General features: G+C 69.3%; 15 protein-coding genes and 1 tRNA gene. 4 read left to right on the top strand and 12 right to left on the bottom strand.

Features of this window, described 5'->3' with window-relative positions; all coding sequences use genetic code 11:
• Position 1: 1 nt before the first annotated feature.
• Entirely contained in the window at positions 2–568 is a 567-nt protein-coding gene (locus IF61_RS0126770; protein ID WP_030369093.1) for a sigma-70 family RNA polymerase sigma factor, read from the bottom strand.
• A 463-nt stretch (positions 569–1,031) separates the two neighbouring features.
• On the opposite strand from IF61_RS0126770, the gene IF61_RS0126775 reads away from it, so the two are divergent.
• Positions 1,032–1,439 carry an STAS domain-containing protein gene (locus IF61_RS0126775; protein WP_043190871.1) on the top strand — a complete coding sequence of 136 codons (408 nt, stop codon included), beginning with the start codon at positions 1,032–1,034 and terminating at the stop codon, positions 1,437–1,439.
• Positions 1,440–1,493: 54 nt separating this feature from the next.
• Here the strand turns inward: IF61_RS0126775 and IF61_RS0126780 are convergent, their stop codons facing one another.
• From IF61_RS0126780 to IF61_RS37260, 4 genes are all read right to left on the bottom strand, one after another.
• Positions 1,494–2,633 (bottom strand): sensor histidine kinase, encoded by a 1,140-nt coding sequence (locus IF61_RS0126780; RefSeq protein ID WP_245684632.1) that lies wholly within the window; start codon positions 2,631–2,633, stop codon positions 1,494–1,496.
• Positions 2,630–3,340 carry a response regulator gene (locus IF61_RS0126785; RefSeq protein ID WP_052393077.1) on the bottom strand — a complete coding sequence of 237 codons (711 nt, stop codon included), beginning with the start codon at positions 3,338–3,340 and terminating at the stop codon, positions 2,630–2,632. The genes IF61_RS0126780 and IF61_RS0126785 overlap by 4 nt, the downstream gene beginning before the upstream one ends.
• Before the next feature lie 438 nt (positions 3,341–3,778).
• The gene (locus IF61_RS0126790) at positions 3,779–3,988 is read right to left on the bottom strand and encodes a hypothetical protein (protein WP_030369097.1); all 210 of its coding nucleotides are present in this window, start codon (positions 3,986–3,988) and stop codon (positions 3,779–3,781) included.
• The gene (locus IF61_RS37260; RefSeq protein ID WP_245684633.1) at positions 3,985–4,155 is read right to left on the bottom strand and encodes a hypothetical protein; all 171 of its coding nucleotides are present in this window, start codon (positions 4,153–4,155) and stop codon (positions 3,985–3,987) included. The genes IF61_RS0126790 and IF61_RS37260 overlap by 4 nt, the downstream gene beginning before the upstream one ends.
• 449 nt (positions 4,156–4,604) lie before the next feature.
• Between IF61_RS37260 and IF61_RS34680 the strand changes: the two genes are divergently transcribed.
• Complete coding sequence (locus IF61_RS34680; RefSeq protein WP_245684639.1) at positions 4,605–4,859, top strand: GntR family transcriptional regulator; 255 nt, start codon at positions 4,605–4,607, stop codon at positions 4,857–4,859.
• A 435-nt stretch (positions 4,860–5,294) separates the two neighbouring features.
• Here IF61_RS34680 and IF61_RS0126805 read toward each other — a convergent pair whose 3' ends face one another.
• The gene (locus tag IF61_RS0126805; protein ID WP_078660519.1) at positions 5,295–6,203 is read right to left on the bottom strand and encodes a radical SAM/SPASM domain-containing protein; all 909 of its coding nucleotides are present in this window, start codon (positions 6,201–6,203) and stop codon (positions 5,295–5,297) included.
• Positions 6,204–6,307: 104 nt separating this feature from the next.
• A complete protein-coding gene (locus IF61_RS0126810) occupies positions 6,308–6,541 on the bottom strand; it encodes a DUF7848 domain-containing protein (protein ID WP_030369101.1) in 234 nt (77 codons plus the stop codon).
• Positions 6,542–6,740: 199 nt separating this feature from the next.
• On the opposite strand from IF61_RS0126810, the gene IF61_RS0126815 reads away from it, so the two are divergent.
• Positions 6,741–7,478, top strand: coding sequence for a hypothetical protein (locus IF61_RS0126815; RefSeq protein WP_052393084.1), 738 nt, complete (start codon positions 6,741–6,743; stop codon positions 7,476–7,478).
• Positions 7,479–7,567: 89 nt separating this feature from the next.
• On the opposite strand, the gene IF61_RS32775 is transcribed toward IF61_RS0126815, so the two are convergent.
• From IF61_RS32775 to IF61_RS0126840, 5 genes are all read right to left on the bottom strand, one after another.
• On the bottom strand, positions 7,568–8,326 hold the full coding sequence (locus IF61_RS32775; RefSeq protein WP_245684635.1) for a major capsid protein: 759 nt from the start codon (positions 8,324–8,326) through the stop codon (positions 7,568–7,570).
• A 1,068-nt stretch (positions 8,327–9,394) separates the two neighbouring features.
• A complete protein-coding gene (locus IF61_RS0126825) occupies positions 9,395–9,730 on the bottom strand; it encodes an HNH endonuclease (RefSeq protein ID WP_030369103.1) in 336 nt (111 codons plus the stop codon).
• 29 nt (positions 9,731–9,759) lie between these two features.
• Positions 9,760–9,833: transfer RNA gene (locus IF61_RS0126830), tRNA-Leu, on the bottom strand.
• A 1,128-nt stretch (positions 9,834–10,961) separates the two neighbouring features.
• On the bottom strand, positions 10,962–12,662 hold the full coding sequence (locus IF61_RS0126835) for a recombinase family protein (RefSeq protein ID WP_043190874.1): 1,701 nt from the start codon (positions 12,660–12,662) through the stop codon (positions 10,962–10,964).
• 293 nt (positions 12,663–12,955) lie between these two features.
• On the bottom strand, positions 12,956–14,338 hold the full coding sequence (locus IF61_RS0126840) for a helix-turn-helix domain-containing protein (RefSeq protein ID WP_030369105.1): 1,383 nt from the start codon (positions 14,336–14,338) through the stop codon (positions 12,956–12,958).
• Positions 14,339–14,465: 127 nt separating this feature from the next.
• On the opposite strand from IF61_RS0126840, the gene IF61_RS0126845 reads away from it, so the two are divergent.
• Entirely contained in the window at positions 14,466–15,911 is a 1,446-nt protein-coding gene (locus IF61_RS0126845; protein WP_078660522.1) for an alpha/beta fold hydrolase, read from the top strand.
• Positions 15,912–15,991: the final 80 nt, after the last annotated feature.

Below are 15,991 nucleotides of genomic sequence, written 5' to 3' on the forward strand. Positions count from 1 at the left end.
CTCACAGTGCCCCTCCGTGCGCCGGCGGCGCGACGACGCGCGGCCCGCGGTGCGCGGTGGAGAGCAGCTGCAGCCCGAGGCGCAGGCGGCGGCGCGCCTCGTCCTCCGTGACGCCGAGCTGCGCCGCGGCCCGGCGGTAGTCGAGGCGGCGCAGGTAGGCGAGGTCGAGCGCGGCGCGCAGCGGGGCCGGCATGGACGTGACGATGTAGTCGGCGCGGGCGGCGGCGGACGCCACCCGTACCTTCTCCTCGATCTCCTCGGGCGTGGCCGCCCCGTCGCTCTGGGACTGCCGCAGCCGCTCCACCGCCTGACGGTGAGTGAGCCCGGCGATCCAGGAGCGCAGCGAGCCCTCCTTGGGGTCGAAGTCGCCGGGGTGCTCCCAGATGTGGCCGAAAACCTCGCGCGTGACGCGGTCGGCGGCGGCCTCGTCCTCAAGGACGCGGTGGGCGAGGGTGTGCACGAGGGAGGCGAAGCGGTCGTAGAGCTCGCCGAGGGCGGCCGCCTCGCCGTGCGCGAGCCGCTGCTGCATCTTGCGGTCCCACCGGGGTGGTGCTCCGTCGGTCGCCATGGCTGCCCCCTCCGTCCGCCGCCGGTTCGTCGATCCCGAAATCGTGCCCGAAATTGTGTGCGTCGCACTCATGCCCGGTGCCGTGCCGCACCGTGCTTGTGCCCACGGTCACATACTCCTCGAATGTAGTGGCCGGGTCCGACAGTCCGGCCGCCTTTGCGGGGAACATCGTGAAGATCGCCCCGCCGGGCCGCTCCGGATGGTATTGCCGCGGTCACTTTCCGCACATCTGGCCGATCGTTACGGATCGTACGTGCGCGAATGTGCCGATGTGTTATGCGGGTGTGACCGGAACTTTGGGGATTAACGGTTCGAGCTGGGCATAGGCTCGTTGGGGGCCGGTGCCGCATATCCGGTCCCACCGGCGTTTCACGCGGGAGAGACGGGGGAGACGCCGGGCAGCCACGGCTGCGGAAAGGTCCGTTCCGGGGAGCGAGAGACCGAGCGAAGGGGCTTCGAGCGCGTGACGTTGAAGGTGAAGGACGCCGAGCGCGGGGACTGGGCCGTCCTCCGTGTCTCCGGCGAGATGGACCTGGTGACGTCGCCGGTGGTCCGGCAACGCGTGCACGACGCGGTCGCCGACGGACGGCGCAGCCTCGTGCTCGATCTGGCCGAGGTGCGCTTCTGCGACTCCAGCGGCGTCGGCGTGCTCATCGCCGCCCGCCGCCTGATGCGCTCCTGTCAGGGGCGCCTGAGACTCATCCTCCCCCCGCAGGGCGGCGCGGCGGACGGCTCCCACGTCAACAGGGTGCTCGGCGCACTCGGGGTGCGCCGCCTCTTCGAGATCTATCCCGACCTGGCCACGGCCACCCACGAGGGGCACGACGGCACCGGCGACGCCCTCGGCACCCTTCCCGCGCAGTCCGCCTGACTCACCGTCCGACGCGGCTGCTTCTCAGCCGTCTCCTTCTCAGCCCGCTCCTTCTCAGCCCTCGCGCGGGAACCCGGCCCGTACGACGAAGCCGCCCTCCCGCGTCGCGTGCGCCTCAAGAGTTCCGCCCAGGCTCTGCGCCCGCTCGCGCAGTCCCACCAGTCCGTGCCCGCCGCCGGGCAGCCCCGGTGCCGGTACGGCCGCGTCCGGCGGTCCGTTGCGGATCTCCACCAGCAGCGTCTCCGCGGCGTCCTCCGCCAGCCGCACCCGTACCCGCGCACCGGGCGCGTGCTTGCGGGCGTTGGTCAGCGCTTCCTGCACCGTGCGGAACGCCGCGCGCTCGACGGCCTCGGAGCGCGCGGCCTCCGGGTCGCACGCGTTCTCGTACGTCACGTCGAGCGCGCTCAGCTCGATCAGCCGGGGCAGGTCCGCGAGGCGCGGCTGCGGCGTGAGCTCCTCGGTGTCGGCCCCGGCGGCGCGTAGGATGCCGACCATGTGCCGCAGCTCCTCCAGCGTGCGCACCGACAGCTCGCGGATCCTGCGGGCCCCTTCGCGCGCCTGCTCGTCGCCCGTGCTGATCTGCACGGCGCCCGCCTGCAGGCTGATCAGGCTGACCTGGTGGGCGACGACGTCGTGCATCTCGCGGGCGAGCCGGGCGCGCTCGGTGGCCAGCACCTGGTCGGCGAGCAGCCGGTCCTCGCGGGCCCGGCTGCGCGTCAGCTCGTCCAGCCGGGCGCCGAGCTCGCGCCGGGTGCGGGTGAGCAGGCCGAGCGCGACGGGCGTGGCGGCAGTGACGCACGCGTCGACGAACTGGAGGGCCACGTCGCGCCGGTCGGCGAAGGAGAGGTGGGAGATCGGGTACGGCAGGAAGTGCGCGGCGGCGAGCAGCGCGGCCGCCCCCGCGAGCAGCCGCCGGTCGGTGCGCAGGGTCGCCACCGTGTACAGCGCGATCATCGGGGCGAACCAGATGTAGCCGATGTAGATGCCGGGCAGCGTCACCGCGAAGACGGTGAGCGGGAAGCGCCGGCGCCACAGCAGCGCGGCCGCTGCCGCGAGCGACACCCCGAGGTCCAGGCCGGGCTTCGGCCCGTTGACCAGCAGGGCGTCCACGGCCGCTATCAGCGCGGGGACGGCGATCGGGAGGGCGGTGCGCACACGCGAGGGGATCAGGCGCAGGCTCGCGGCGGCCGTCACGGAGCGCCGCCCTCGCCGGCCGCGCCCGCGTCCGCCCCTTCGCCCTGCGGCCGCTGCTTGCCCTGCGCCGTGACGAGCCCCGCCCGGTCGGCGACGATCGCGGCCTGGACGCGGTTGAGCCCGCCGAGCTTGCCGAGCACCGCGCGGACGTGGTCCTTGACCGTGCTGGGCGCGAGCCCCATCCGCTCGGCGATCTGCGGGTTGGGCAGCCCGGCGCCGAGGTGCGCGAGCACCTCCCGCTCGCGCGGGGTGAGCACCGACACCGCCTCGGCGGCCGTGGTCTCCGCCTCGGACGCGAGGTAGCCGCCGATCACCGCGCGGGTCACGCCGGGGTCGAGGACGCTGCCGCCCGCCGCGAGGGTTCGCACGGCCTGGACGAGCTGCTCCGGGTCGGTGTCCTTGAGGAGGAAGCCGGTCGCGCCGCCGCGCAGGGCCGCCGCCAGGTACTCGTTGGCGTCGAAGGTCGTGAGCATGGCGACCGCGGGCGGGCGCGGGGCGTCGCGCAGCGCGCGCAGGACGGTCAGCCCGTCGACGTCCGGCATCCGGATGTCCAGCAGGACGACATCGGGGGCGCAGTCGCGCACGGTCGCGACGGCCTCGCCGCCGCCGCAGTCGGCGACCACCTCGATGTCCGGGGCCGTGCCCAGGATCATCCGCAGCCCGGACCGGACGAGCTGCTCGTCGTCCACCACCGCAACACGGATCACCTGCCGTTACCTCTTCCACGCCTACCGCTGCCGCTGCTCTGTGCGCTCACGACCGGCTAGACCCTGTTCAGGGGGGTCCGGTTCCGGTCACGTGCCCCCAGACTGCCGTACCGGTCCGACAACCACCGCCCAAAACGGAGCGTGGCGCTCCGCCCGATCGCCCCGGCCGTCTTCCCGCCGGTCCCCCCGATCGGCGGTGGTACCCCCTCCGATCGGCGGGGGCGAGCCGGGACCCGCGGCGGATTCCGTACGGGGCGCGCGGACGGCAGAGTGCTGTTCGTACTGCAGCATGCCGGGACTGACCTACCGGCAGTGAGGTGCTGCGGCACACGGCCGCGGACCGCCGCATCCCCCACAAGCGGCGGCCCCGATGCTCGGAAGGGGAACTTCTGAGTGGCCGAACTGCCCCGCCCGGAGAGATCCGGGCGGGGCGGGGGATTACTTGAGGAGGGTGCGCACCACGTCGTCCGGGTGCGGGCCGGGCGTGAGCGTCGGCGCGCACGGCGGGCAGGCGTACAGGGTGACTCCGTGTCCGCTGCCCGTGATGAGGTGGCGGACGACGACGGGTGCGCTGGTGCGCGTGCCGCAGTTGCAGCACTCGGCGTCCGGTGCGGCGGAGATGGGCGGGAAGGCGTCGACGATGCTCATGCCGCACCCCCGGCCATCCACGCCGACGCAGGGAAGGGCGCGCCGGGGTACGTGTACGGGTGGTCGATGCTGTCGAGTGCGAGGCTGAGCGCCGTGCGCCGCTCGTGCTGTACGGCCCGCAGTTGGAGAGTCGTCTCGGCGAGGACGTAGGGGCGGGCTAATGCCACCTCTTCGCCATTCAGCGGCATCAGGCGCTCAATCACGTGCTCCGGGGTGGGTGTCGTCCACGGCCTGTCCCACGGGCTGACAGCGGGCTGGACGGGGCCGCGGTATCGGGCGCTGTGACGTCCGGGCGGCGGGGCTACGGTGCGGCGGATTTGTGAGCGGGTGCCGGCGGGGACTAAGAGGCGGAGTGCCCACTTCAGGGCACGGGCGATAGCATCGCGCATGGTCGTTCAGCTCCTCGAAAGCTGTTCGGCTAAGCCCCGATGGACCGGGCCTAATCGGTCTGTCGGGGCGCTTTTGTTGTGCGCCGCTGACGCTAGACCCGACCTGTCTAACCTGTCTACACGTCTAACTCGACTGCATGTCTAAAATGCTCTGTATCCGGCCGGGTGTCTACGCTCTCTTCATGCCCGAGCGTCCGAGTGATCCCCATGCCCCACGCGCCCCGTACATGCGGGTGCTCGCCGTGCTCTTGGCGGATATCGAGTCGGGGAAGTACGGCCCCGGTGACCCCATCCCCTCTGAAGCGGATCTGTGCAAGACGCATGGCGTGGCACGCGAGACCGCCCGCCGTGCTGTTCGGGTGCTTCGGGAGCGGGGGATTGTCGAGACTGAGTGGGGTAAAGGCAGCCGCGTGAGGAGCGCGACGCAGGGTGCAGACACACTGGGTGATGGCAGCAGCGATCAGCAGCACCGGTCACAGTGACTTGAGTGAAGAAAGGCCCCCGCCGTCGAGCAAGGGCCTTTCTCGTTCATCGCATGCGCCGCGCTATGCGGTTGCGCGCTGCGCTCCATGCTGTGCGCGCAACTCCGCTAGCTCCCGCTGGTACATCGGCCCCGCAGCGTGGGCTGCGTGGTCGGGTGTCGGGGCAGACTGTTCGATGATGTGGTGAGCTGCGGCTTTGAGTGCTGCAGCCCAGGCCAGCACGTGCTGTTGAGCGCTGCGCCCGCATTCCTGCGGCTCCCCGGGAAGGCATACCGGGAGGGGCGGGCCGATCTTGTTCGCCGCGTGCCGCAGGTACCGGGCGATCTGCGCCCACTCTTCCTCGGTCCGCTGGACAGCAGCGGGGTGGTGGTTCTCCGCCGGCCATCCGCCGAAGTCGTCTCCGTGATCATCCATGGGCAGCGCTCCTGAGGCGTTCTACGCGGACGCGCCGATCGTAGCCGTGGCCGGCGGGATGTCCGCTGCCTTCGGGTCGCAGTGCCCCACAGTGGGGACACAGGGCCCGCACGGTCCGCAGCTCGGGAGGAACTGGGGCGGGGTGCAACGCCCGGCGGGCTTCAGTCCGTGGGCTGCTGCGATTTCGGCGCGAGCCTCCACCGTGCGTGTGCTGTTCCAGATGTCCGCGAGCGGGGTTTCGCGGACGTTCCCCAGAGTGATGAACCGTCCCAGTACGCACGGCCACACGTTCCCCTCGGGGCCGATGGCGACCTGCCCGAGCGCGCAGTGTCCGCACAGGTCGTTGACCGTCGGGTCGGCTCCCTTGCCGGCCCGCCCGAACGCCCGTGTCCGGTCACCGCCGACGTGCCCGACCCCGATCGTCTGCAGGTCGGCGGCTGCTGCGCCGACGCGCTGGTCCGCGCTTACGGCGACGATGCCCCCGCGAATAGGGATGCCGAGATCCACCGCCCTTTGGATGTTGGCCCGGGTCTTCCGGTGCGAGCCTCGGAGCCGTGTCACTCCGTCGTGCTCCGCTGCGTTGTCGGAGTAGTACGACGTGGCGAGCCTGACGCTGCACTCCTTGAACACCTCCCACAATCCGTTACGGATGTAGGTCATGTTCGAGAACACCTCGATGGAGAGCCCGGCGCCGTGGGCGTACATGATCAGCTCGGGCAGGTGCGGGTACAGGGTCGGTTCGCCACCGATGAACTGCACGTCAGGGGTACCCATGTCTGCCAACTGGTCGATGACGTGCTTCCAGTCCGGAACGGTCATGGTTCCGTGCGTGCCCTTGGGGCCCGAGTCGGCGTAGCAGTGGTCACAGGACTCGTTACAGAATCCCGTCACCTCCAGCCAGGTGAACTTCAGTAACCTGGAATCGCCCATGAGCGGCCTTCCTTCGATGCGAGGTCCGGGGTGAACAGCCGGCGGGGAAGTGGCTGCTTCCCCGCCGTACGGGGTGCGGTGCGAGGACCGCGACAGACGGCGACCTAGCCCATCCACGCCCGCCACGGGCGCTTGATGATCTCCGTGTACGAGTTGTGGGACGGATTGGTCCGCACGTGACCCAAAATCCACTCGGCGGCGGCATCCGGGTCGGCGGTCCTCGTGGAGCCTTCACCGCACACATCGCACTCCCGGGCGTAGGTGCGGGGTTTCGCGTCGGGCTCCTCATCGCGATGGACGGTCCAGTCCACTTGTCGGATCACGGCACGTGTACTCATTCGGGCTCATCCCTTCGACGGCTGCCTGCCAGCGCCACTGGTGTACCGGCGTGCCTCTGAGCGGCGCGGCGACCGTCAAGGCGTCATTGCGGCGTCATTCGTTGGTCAAAAGCCGTGCCCAACTGTCGCCCGACGCCCTACTGTCGAAGATGTGGCCGAACCCAACACGATCCTTCGCGCCGTCCGGATCAGCCTGCGCATGTCCCAGGATGATCTCGCCCTCGCCATACGCCAGGCGGGGAAGGAAGCGGGCGAGCCGAACGACTGCGCCAAGCGCAACGTGCAGCGATGGGAGTCAGGGAACGTGCTCAATCCACGCCCTGTCTACGCCAGAGCACTTGAGCGCGTTACGGGGCTACCGATCGAAGCTTTGGGGTTCGCCATACCAGTCCCGGTCGCGCACACGAAAGACGAGCCGACGGTCGAGCGTTCTGCGAGATCCGAGCCGAAGACCGTGGAGTCCCGAGCCGCAACAGCCCTAGGAGGTGCTGTCCCCATGGCCAAGCACAACGATCACGGCACCCTGTCGGGCATCTGGCTGTCCCGATACGAGTACCACTCATCAGGAAGGGAAGCCGACTTCACCGGGGAACACTATGTCGTGGTACTCCAGCACGGGAACAAGCTAACGGCCCGCTCACTGCCCGAGGGTTCCTCGAACCCGAACTCCCCGCTCACCCTGGACCTGACTGTCGAAGGGAACGTGGTCACGGGTACGTGGCGCGAGGAAACGGCACAGGACGGCTACTACGCCGGTGCCGCCTACCACGGAGCCGTACAGCTTCTTGTCGAGCCTACGGGCCGAAAGATGACCGGAAAGTGGGTCGGATTCGGCAAGGACTTTGACGTGAATACCGGCCCCTGGGAACTGGTCTTCAAAGACGCATCCACATCAAAGGTCACGATGGCCGAGTACAACCGCTCGCCGAGGACGTGAAGCCCTAGCTCGCGATCCCGACACAAAGAAAAGCCCCCGTGCTCGTCATCCCTATCCGGGATGAACAAGCGCGGGGGCTTTGTGGTTCGTCAGCCGACCAGGACGTTGGTCAGGCGGGCGGCGGCCTTACCCCCGAAGAGGGCGAGGCCGCAGTAGAAGTCAATGCGCGTGCGGTAGACAGGCTTGTCGTGGGACTCGCCAAGGTCGGTGGCCTGGACTCCGCCGTTGGTCAGCCCGGATACCCCGGCGTCGGCCTCCGTGGAGCCGAAGCGGACCGCGTAAATGTCGCCGGTCTGCTTCCCGCCTGTACCTGCGGTGAGCGGCAGGACGTCGGCTCCGTCCAACTTCTGCCCGGCGTCCAGGAGCGGCACGCCCTTCCACGTAGTGGTGCGCTTGCCCGCGATTTCCTCCCGCAAGAGCTCCCCGCCACCCAGCCGGCGAAACCCGGACTCGACCTTTGCCCGGAGAGCGGCGTTCATGTAGAGCGCACCGTTGGCGCCACTGATGCCCCGTACCTGCGCGGTCAGCGCGTCCAGAGTGTCAAAGAAGTCATGGCCGTTGGCCACCGGGCCAACGCCCTTGGCGTCCAGGACCTGCGCGCCGAACACTCGCTTGCGCAGGCCGTCAAAGCCCTTCGGGTTGACCTCCACGTCACCGTTGAAGAACTGGTCGGCGAAGTGCACCGATGCAGCCTTGACCTTAAGCATCGTCTGGACGGCCCGCTGGTCGTTGAGGTTGCTGCGGGTCTGGACGATGAACTTGTCCACGTCCGCGTCACCACCGAGGATGGCAAGGGTCTCGATCCGCTGGTCCAGCGTTCCTGTGCTCTCGGGGTAGGCCTCATTCACGGCCCGAAGGAAACCCCGGGAAGAGTCGACTCTTCGTTGTACCTGTAAGCATTTCCCTCGATCTGTATCGGCGGCAGCCTGTCCAGAATGGGGGACTCCTGTACGAACGTTTCAATCACGCCGCGCTGAAGCATGTCGGTAGAGAGCTTCGCGGATTCGGCAAGGGTAAGAGTCATCTGTTTTCTCCTTCAGAGGGCGTCCGTGACCAACCGCCGCATGAGCGCAGATTGTTTTCAGTGGTTGCATGACCCGCAGAAAGGCTCAAATGAGCCATGCGAGAAATCCCCCTCCCTGCCGCTCGGCGCGGGAGGAGGGAGGGAGTACCTCCCTGGTCAGAACAGCGGACGCTCGGCCTCACGCCGTGATCGAGCCTCAGCAGCCCATCCACCCGGTTGTCGGCGAGCCGTCTCCCCGTTGTGGCACCCGACGCACAGCGGACGCAGGTGCTTCGCCGCATCAGGATCCGACTCGCCCCGAGTAAGCAACTCCCGTCGACTCAGAGGGAAGTGATCCGCGACGTTCGCCGCACGACCGCACAGCACGCACCACGGGTGGGCATAAAGGTAGGCCCGCCGGCGACGCTGCCAACGTGTGTCATAGACGGCACCACCACGCGAGGCACGATCCCGCTCGGACTCACGCTGGTGCCGCTCACAACGCCCACCGGCCCGGGTCAGCTCAGGGCGCCCGGGGGTACTGCAAGGGGGGCGGGGTCGTCTGGGCATGGGGGGCACCTCCGAACAAGGGGGCGGAAGGCGGCCTTTGTCACTCTATCGGACTACGCGACGTTTACCCGGCACGAGAATGGAAAGTTCGTCGGCGACACCGAGCGGCACCGCTCAACCTCCACGAGACCTGTAGCAAAGGTGAGTTAATGCATCGCATCGCAGCTGTCATTCTCGGGAGCGCCGCACTCCTTGTCCTCCTCGCCTTTCCCGCCAGCGCGGCAGCTGAAGTACCCCGCGTAGGTAACGTAACTGACACATTTGAACTCGACGGCACCGTTGCAAATGACGACGTCTATCTACGTGTGCACGGTCAACTCCCTGCAGTGTCCCTCCTACGGTCCTAGGCCACCCCGAACTCCGTCGCCGTCTTGAGCCCGTGGCACGGGCGACACAGGACCTGAACGTTCCCGTCCGTGTCCTCCCCACCCATCGCCAGGGGCCTCACGTGGTCCACGTTGACCAGGTCCGCGGGGAAGTCACCCAAGCACCAGTCGCACCATGCGGCCCCCTTCGCCTGGATCCGTCGGCGGAGCCTCGCAGCGCCGTCATACCGGACAGCACGCCGCCGGCCCCGTGAGCGTCGAGCACGAACCGCAGGACGGTCCTCGTGCGCCTGGTGGTGCGTCTCGCAGCGGCCCCGGTGCGTCCCGGGCTCCGAGCAGTCGATACAGCGCATGGCGCCCCCTCTATGGTCTTGTCGTTGCGTGCCCGCCCCCGGACTCGAACCGGGAACATCAGCGGTCTAGGCGCTGCGCCTCTTGCCGTTGGGCTAGGCGGGCTGGTGGTACTGCTTGCCCACCCCCGGAGTCGAACCGGGGAACTCTGCGGCCGATATCCCCGAGCGGGGCCGGTACCGCGCACCTCTCACCGTTGGGTCAGCGGGGCTTGCACGTCCTCGCCGGCTCGGGGCCGGTCAATACATCTGAGCAAAATTTGAGGGTTGTGATCCTGGACAGCGGAAAATCACGATCCGCAGACAACCCCGCACGGAGTGCTGTTTCGCTCTGAGACGGGGGCTAGCTTGGTGGGCACTGCGGACAGTGCTAAAGCGTCCGCGAATCTCCCTCTGACACCCATGGAGTACAGCTATGCCCGCAGACAAAGACTCTTCGCCTGCCCGTGCCGCACTCGCCCCTGTCTTTGTAGTTCGGACGCGGAGCTTTGAACTCATCTTTTACAGGTTCCCAACCAAGGCGGTCGGTGTGGTCACCTTTGCGGGCTCGCTAACAAGCATCGCAAGCTATTTCGTGACTCGCTGATACCCGATCTAAGCTCGGGGCCGGTCCGGACAACGTGGGGACCGCACCGCTTGCACCCCCGTGGCGCCCCCGGTCAAGGGGCGGTTACTTGTGGGCGGTACGGCCCCCGCGCGTCGCCTCACGACCCCTGCGGCCACCCCCGAGTAACGCAGGGGCGCGTGGTGCACGGGCAACGCTGTTCAGAGAGTCGGGCACTCAGACCGCCAAAGGTTCCCCCTTGGGGTGGGTGCGCGGTAATCCCTCTCTCGGAAGTAGTAGGGAGCAAGCCTTGCCCGCCGTCCGCTGCGAGGCAGTTGCAGCAGCTCCCCTTCTCGTAAGTAGTAGGGAACAAGCCTTGCCCGCCCGTGCACGGTGACCAGGGACGCTGGTCTCTCTCCCGACATCTACATGAAGCAAGGCTTACCGATGGCCTCTGGTGGCGCAGTGCCGCTTAAGGCGACCAGCTCTCTTCTTCTTAGTTTTTTTATGTGTTTCTAAAAAAGTGGTGTAAACCGTCACTCCAACACCGCTCGGCCCGCTGTAGGGCGCCCGGCCCGTACCGGGAGCTGAGAGAGCGCCGAGGAAGCCGTTTACGCCTACGTGCGAGCATGGAAGGCTCCGGGTGGCAGAAGCCTCAGCCGGGGCAAGTGTCAGAGCCGTAGAGGGCTGCTACGCGGCTGCCGCAACGGCAGGCTGTGCGAGGCGGATCCGAGCCTCCGGCGTCGGTTCGGTCTCAGGTCGGTCCTCTGTCGCAGCGTCGTCTGCGGCCCTGACGTTCTCCTCAATCGCCGGATCCAGGTCTCCTGTGATCGTGAATTCCACGCGCCGCACGTCGAGTGTGCGCCATCCGCCCTTGACTCCACGCTTGATGTCCAGGCGGGCTCCGGCGTCAACGAGCATGGCGCGCCTGTCCGCGATGTCGGCGGAGTGCCATTCATCGGCGAAGGTGCGCCCCGTGGGGGTGACGACTCGCCGGGGCTCGGTCTTCTCTCGTGCTTCCAGTTCGATGAGGCGGCTTTCCAAGGCGTCTGCGCGCTTCTGCCAAGCAGCCATGCCTGCCTTGGACTTCCGGCGGGCCTTCTGTTCGTCGTGTTCCTCCATCTCCGCCACTGTTGCCGCGATTTCCGGTGCAGGGTCGTAGCCGGGTACCTCCGTGACGTGCGTGAGCTGTATCGGGCCCGCAGTGCGCAGGAACTCAGTGGTGACGTACTCGTTCACCCAGTCCGCACGGATGACACACGGCGCAGAGCAATGTGTGCCGTACTTGTATGACGAGCAGCTGTAGTAGCCCTGCTTGCAATACATGCGGCTGCCGCACCCTGCGCAGTGGATGACCCGCAGCAGCAGTGCTGAAGAGTCCTTGCGTCGCGGTGCCTTCTCCGCTGTGGGCTTCGGCGCCAGGAGCATGCCCACTTGGTCGAACTCCTCACGAGTGAGGACCGGGGTTTCGGTAGCCATGACGGGCGCGCCCTGGTCGTCGCGGACCGGGTTGCCCTTGTGCATCTTCCATCCCATGATCGCGGGGCAGGCCAGCATCCTCGTGATGGTGGATGCGCGCCACTGTGCGGGCCTCTTCTTCTGCTCACCGGGCTCGGTATCGGTGGTGCTCTTCTTCCTCGCCTGGTACGCCTTCCAGTGCGCGGATGGTGACAGAACGCCCTCGGCATTGAGCTTCTGCGCGATGGCGTGCGTCGTCAGGCCGGAGATCAACCACGCAATGATCCGCTCAATGACCTTCACGGCCTCGGGGTCGGGAACGAGTGTCCAGCCGACTCCGCCGTGTTCCTTTGGCATGGGGGCGGGGAGGTAGCCGTACGGGGGCTGACCCCCACGCCACCGAAGCGTCATGCGCCGCATGGCGGACTGCGCCCCGCTCACCCGGTCGCTGACGCTCTGCGACTCCACCTGCGCCGCAAAGGCCAGCATCAGCATCATGAGTTCGCTGGTGGGGTCTATGGGGTTGCGGAAGTCGAAGACGAGACGGCCTCCGCCGATCCCCTCGGCGAAGACGAGCATCTTGCGGTGTTCACGAGCCCACTTCGCAAGCTCGTGCATGTCGCCCATGGACCGGATGGCGCGGTCGAAGCGCCACCACACCAGGGCCTCGTAGTCGTCCGGCCGGGCGAGCCACCCGCCGAGCTGCGGACGGTCAAAGGGCCCGATCTTGGACGCGGACACGTCCAGGTCGACGGCTTCCCTCAGTTCGTCGCCCTCACCGAAGTCGATCCCGAGGGCTGTCGCCGCTATATCGTCGGCTTCGCGCTGCCGCTCGGGGCTGGTCGTCTCATCTGTCCGCACCGACAGGCGGACGCACCGGACCCCGCGTAGGGTCTCGGCGAACTCGGTTCGTGCAGTTCCATTGCTCTCCACGCTCCTTGTGGGGAGCGGAGATTGCCCGGGGCGCTTGACCTGTGTAGATGCCGCCGTGCGTGTCTGCATGGCCCCGGTAGGGACGGGGGAATTCCCACCACCCCCGACCGTGAACCCTGCTACATCGTTCTTCTCCATGCCCTCTTGGGAGAGCGAAGGTTTCCGCGCCCGCTTGACCTGCGAAGACGCCACCATGGGCGATCACTCCAGAACTGCGACTCTGGAGCATCGGGCGGCCCGCGGCCGGGGGAATGCCTTTGTTCACAGGGGCCCGGAGCCGTGCGGCGCCGTCGTCACATCGGCGGCGCCGCCGGTGCCGGTCCCAGCGTCGTCGTTCCCGGCGCGGCCCGGTGGCCGAGGCCCGTGCGGTACGCGTCCAGCGCCGCCTCGACCCGCCCCGTCCGCCGCAGCAGGTCCCCCAGCAGCCGGCACAGGTCCGCCAGGTCTCCCGCGGCCCCCGTCCGCTCCAGCAGCGACAGCGCCGCGCAGTAGTGCTCCTCCGCCGTCTCGGTGAGACCTCGCTCCTCCGCGATCAGCCCCAGCAGCCGGTGCGCGCCGCCCGCGTGGACCGCGCCGCGCTCGGCGCCGAGCGCCGACTCCGCGGCCGACGGCGCCAGCAGCGGGCTCAGCAGCCCCTCCGCCTCGGCCGCCTTGCCGCGCCGCCGCAGCACGTCGGCCAGCTCCACCTCCACCTGCACGGTGAACAGCGGCGCCCGCTTCGACGCCAGCATGTCGCGCGCCGTCCGCAGCTCGCTCTCGGCGCCCTCCAGGTCGCCGTTCTGCGCGCGGACGTAGCCGCGCATCCAGTGGCAGTGCGCGAGCTCGGTGCGGATGTGCAGCTGCTGGTAGAGCTCCTGGGCCTTGGCGAGGGAGGCGTCGGCCTCCGCGATCCGGCCCTCGGCGATCAGCGTGCGGGCCACGCCGCGGTGCATGCCGGCGACGAGCGCCGGGTCGTCCACCTGGGGCGCCAGCGCCAGGGCCAGCTCGGCGGCGTGCGCGGCACGGGCGTGCGCCCCCATGTCCATGTACGGGGCGATGGACGCCGTGTAGAGGAGCAGCAGCGCGTCGGGGTCGTGCAGGCCGGAGGCGTTCAGCTCGTCCAGCGCGGTCTCCAGCAGGTAGCAGGCGTAGCGCAGTTCTCCCGCCAGTAGGTGGGCCGTGGCGCGCCCGCGCAGCGCGGGCACGCGGCGCGGTAGCGGTTCCTCGGCGAGCAGGGCCTCGGCGGCGGCGTAGTGGTCCCGGGCCTCGGTCAGATCGCCCGTCTCCAGGGCGCAGTCGCCGAGCCCGAGGTGGGCGGCGGCCTGCTCGGCGGTGAGCTCCGCGCGCGCCGCCTCGTCGCGCAGCGCCGCGTAGCGGACGGCGGCGTCCTCGGCGGCGCCGGTGGCCAGGGTGCGGCGGGCGTCGGTGAGCCGCATCCGCAGCCGGGTCGCCAGGTGGGCGGGGCGGCCGGTGGCGAGTTCGTCCACGGTGGTGCCCAGGCGGTCGGCGAGGTGGCGCAGGGCTGTCTCGGAGGGGCGCACGCGGCCGGCCTCCAGGGTGGAGATGTAGGCGGCGGTGTAGGCGGGCTCGGCCAGCTGGCGCTGGGTGAGGCCCTTGGCCGTCCGCAGCCGCAGCACGCGCCGGCCGATCTCGGCGGGCCCGTCCGCCCGTATGCCGTGGGTGCTGTTCTCGGCCACTGCTGCCCCTCGGTAGGTTACGCCGTGCGTTTCGCGGTGCACTTCGCAGTGCGTTGTTTCGCCGTGCATTGCGTCATGCGCTTTGCCGTGCATGTCAGGTACTACGTGACGACGTGAGGATGGAACCATGCCGGATGCCCGCGCCGGGCAGGATCTCGCAGGGGGCGCACAGAGGCGCGGAGGGGCGCTCGGCGCCGCACCGTCGGTCACCGGCCGGCACCGCCAGCCCGGCCTGGTCCTCACCGACCACCACTTCGACGTGCCGCTCGACCACGACGACCCCACCGGCGAGCACATACGGGTCTACGCGCGCGAGGTCGTCGCGGCCCGCCGCGAGCACGACGAACTGCCCTGGCTCGTCTACCTCCAGGGCGGCCCCGGCTTCCCCGCCGGCCGCCCCGTGGGCCGCGAGAGCTGGCTCGACCGCGCCCTGGAGGACTACCGCGTCCTCCTCCTCGACCAGCGCGGCACCGGCCGCTCCACCCCCGCCACCCGCCAGACCCTCCCGCTCCGCGGCACCCCCGCCCAGCAAGCCGACTACCTCGCGCACTTCCGCGCCGACGCGATCGTCCGCGACTGCGAGCACATCCGGCGCCGGCTCACCGGCGGCCGGCCGTGGACCGTGCTCGGGCAGAGCTTCGGCGGCTTCTGCGCGGTCACCTACCTCTCCCGCGCGCCCGAGGGCCTCGCCGAAGTGCTGATCACCGGCGGCCTCCCCGGCCTCGACGCCGACGCGGACACCGTCTACCGCGCCGCCTACCCGCGCATGGAGCGCAAGACCCTCGCCCACTACGACCGCTACCCCGGCGACGAGGCCGCCGCCCGCCGCATCGCCGCCCACCTCGCCGAGCACGAGGAAGTCCTCACCGACGGCACTCACCTGACCGTCGAGGCCTTCCAGCAGCTCGGCATCCTCCTCGGTACCGGCGACGGCTCGCACCGCCTCCACTACCTCCTGGAGGACGCCTTCGCGGACACCGCCGACGGGCCGCGCCTCTCCGACGCGTTCGGCGAACAGGTCGCGGCGATCCTCTCCCGCGCCCACTGCCCGCTCTACGCGCTGCTCCACGAAGCCATATATGCCCAGGACGGGGAGGCGACGCACTGGGCGGCCGAGCGCGTACGGGCGGAATTCCCGCAGTTCGACCAGTCCGACCGGTCCGATCGGCACGACCAGTCCGACCGGTCCGATCGGCACGACCGGTCCGACCAGTCCGACCGGCATGACGCCGACGGCGGCCGCTTCCTCTTCACCGGCGAGACCGTCCACCCGTGGATGCTGCACACCCACCCCGCCCTGCGCCCGCTGCGCCGCACCGCCGAACTCCTCGCCGAGCGCAAGGGCTGGACGCCCCTGTACGACGCCGGCCAACTCGCCCGCAACACCGTGCCGGTCGCGGCAGCGATCTACCACGACGACCTCTACGTCGACACCGCGCACTCACTGCGTACGGCGCGGGCGATCCGCGGGCTGCGGACCTGGATCACGGACGAGTACGAGCACGACGGGGTACGGGCGGGAGGCCGGGCCGTACTGGACCGGCTGCTGAGGCTCGTACGGGACGAGGCGTGACGTTCCCCGGCCCGGCCCTCCTCCGAAGCCTGGGCCTCCTCCGAAGCCCGGCATCTCCCTGAAGTCCAAGCCCACTCCGG

Source organism: Streptomyces roseoverticillatus (assembly GCF_000719265.1).
Taxonomy (GTDB): domain Bacteria; phylum Actinomycetota; class Actinomycetes; order Streptomycetales; family Streptomycetaceae; genus Streptomyces; species Streptomyces roseoverticillatus.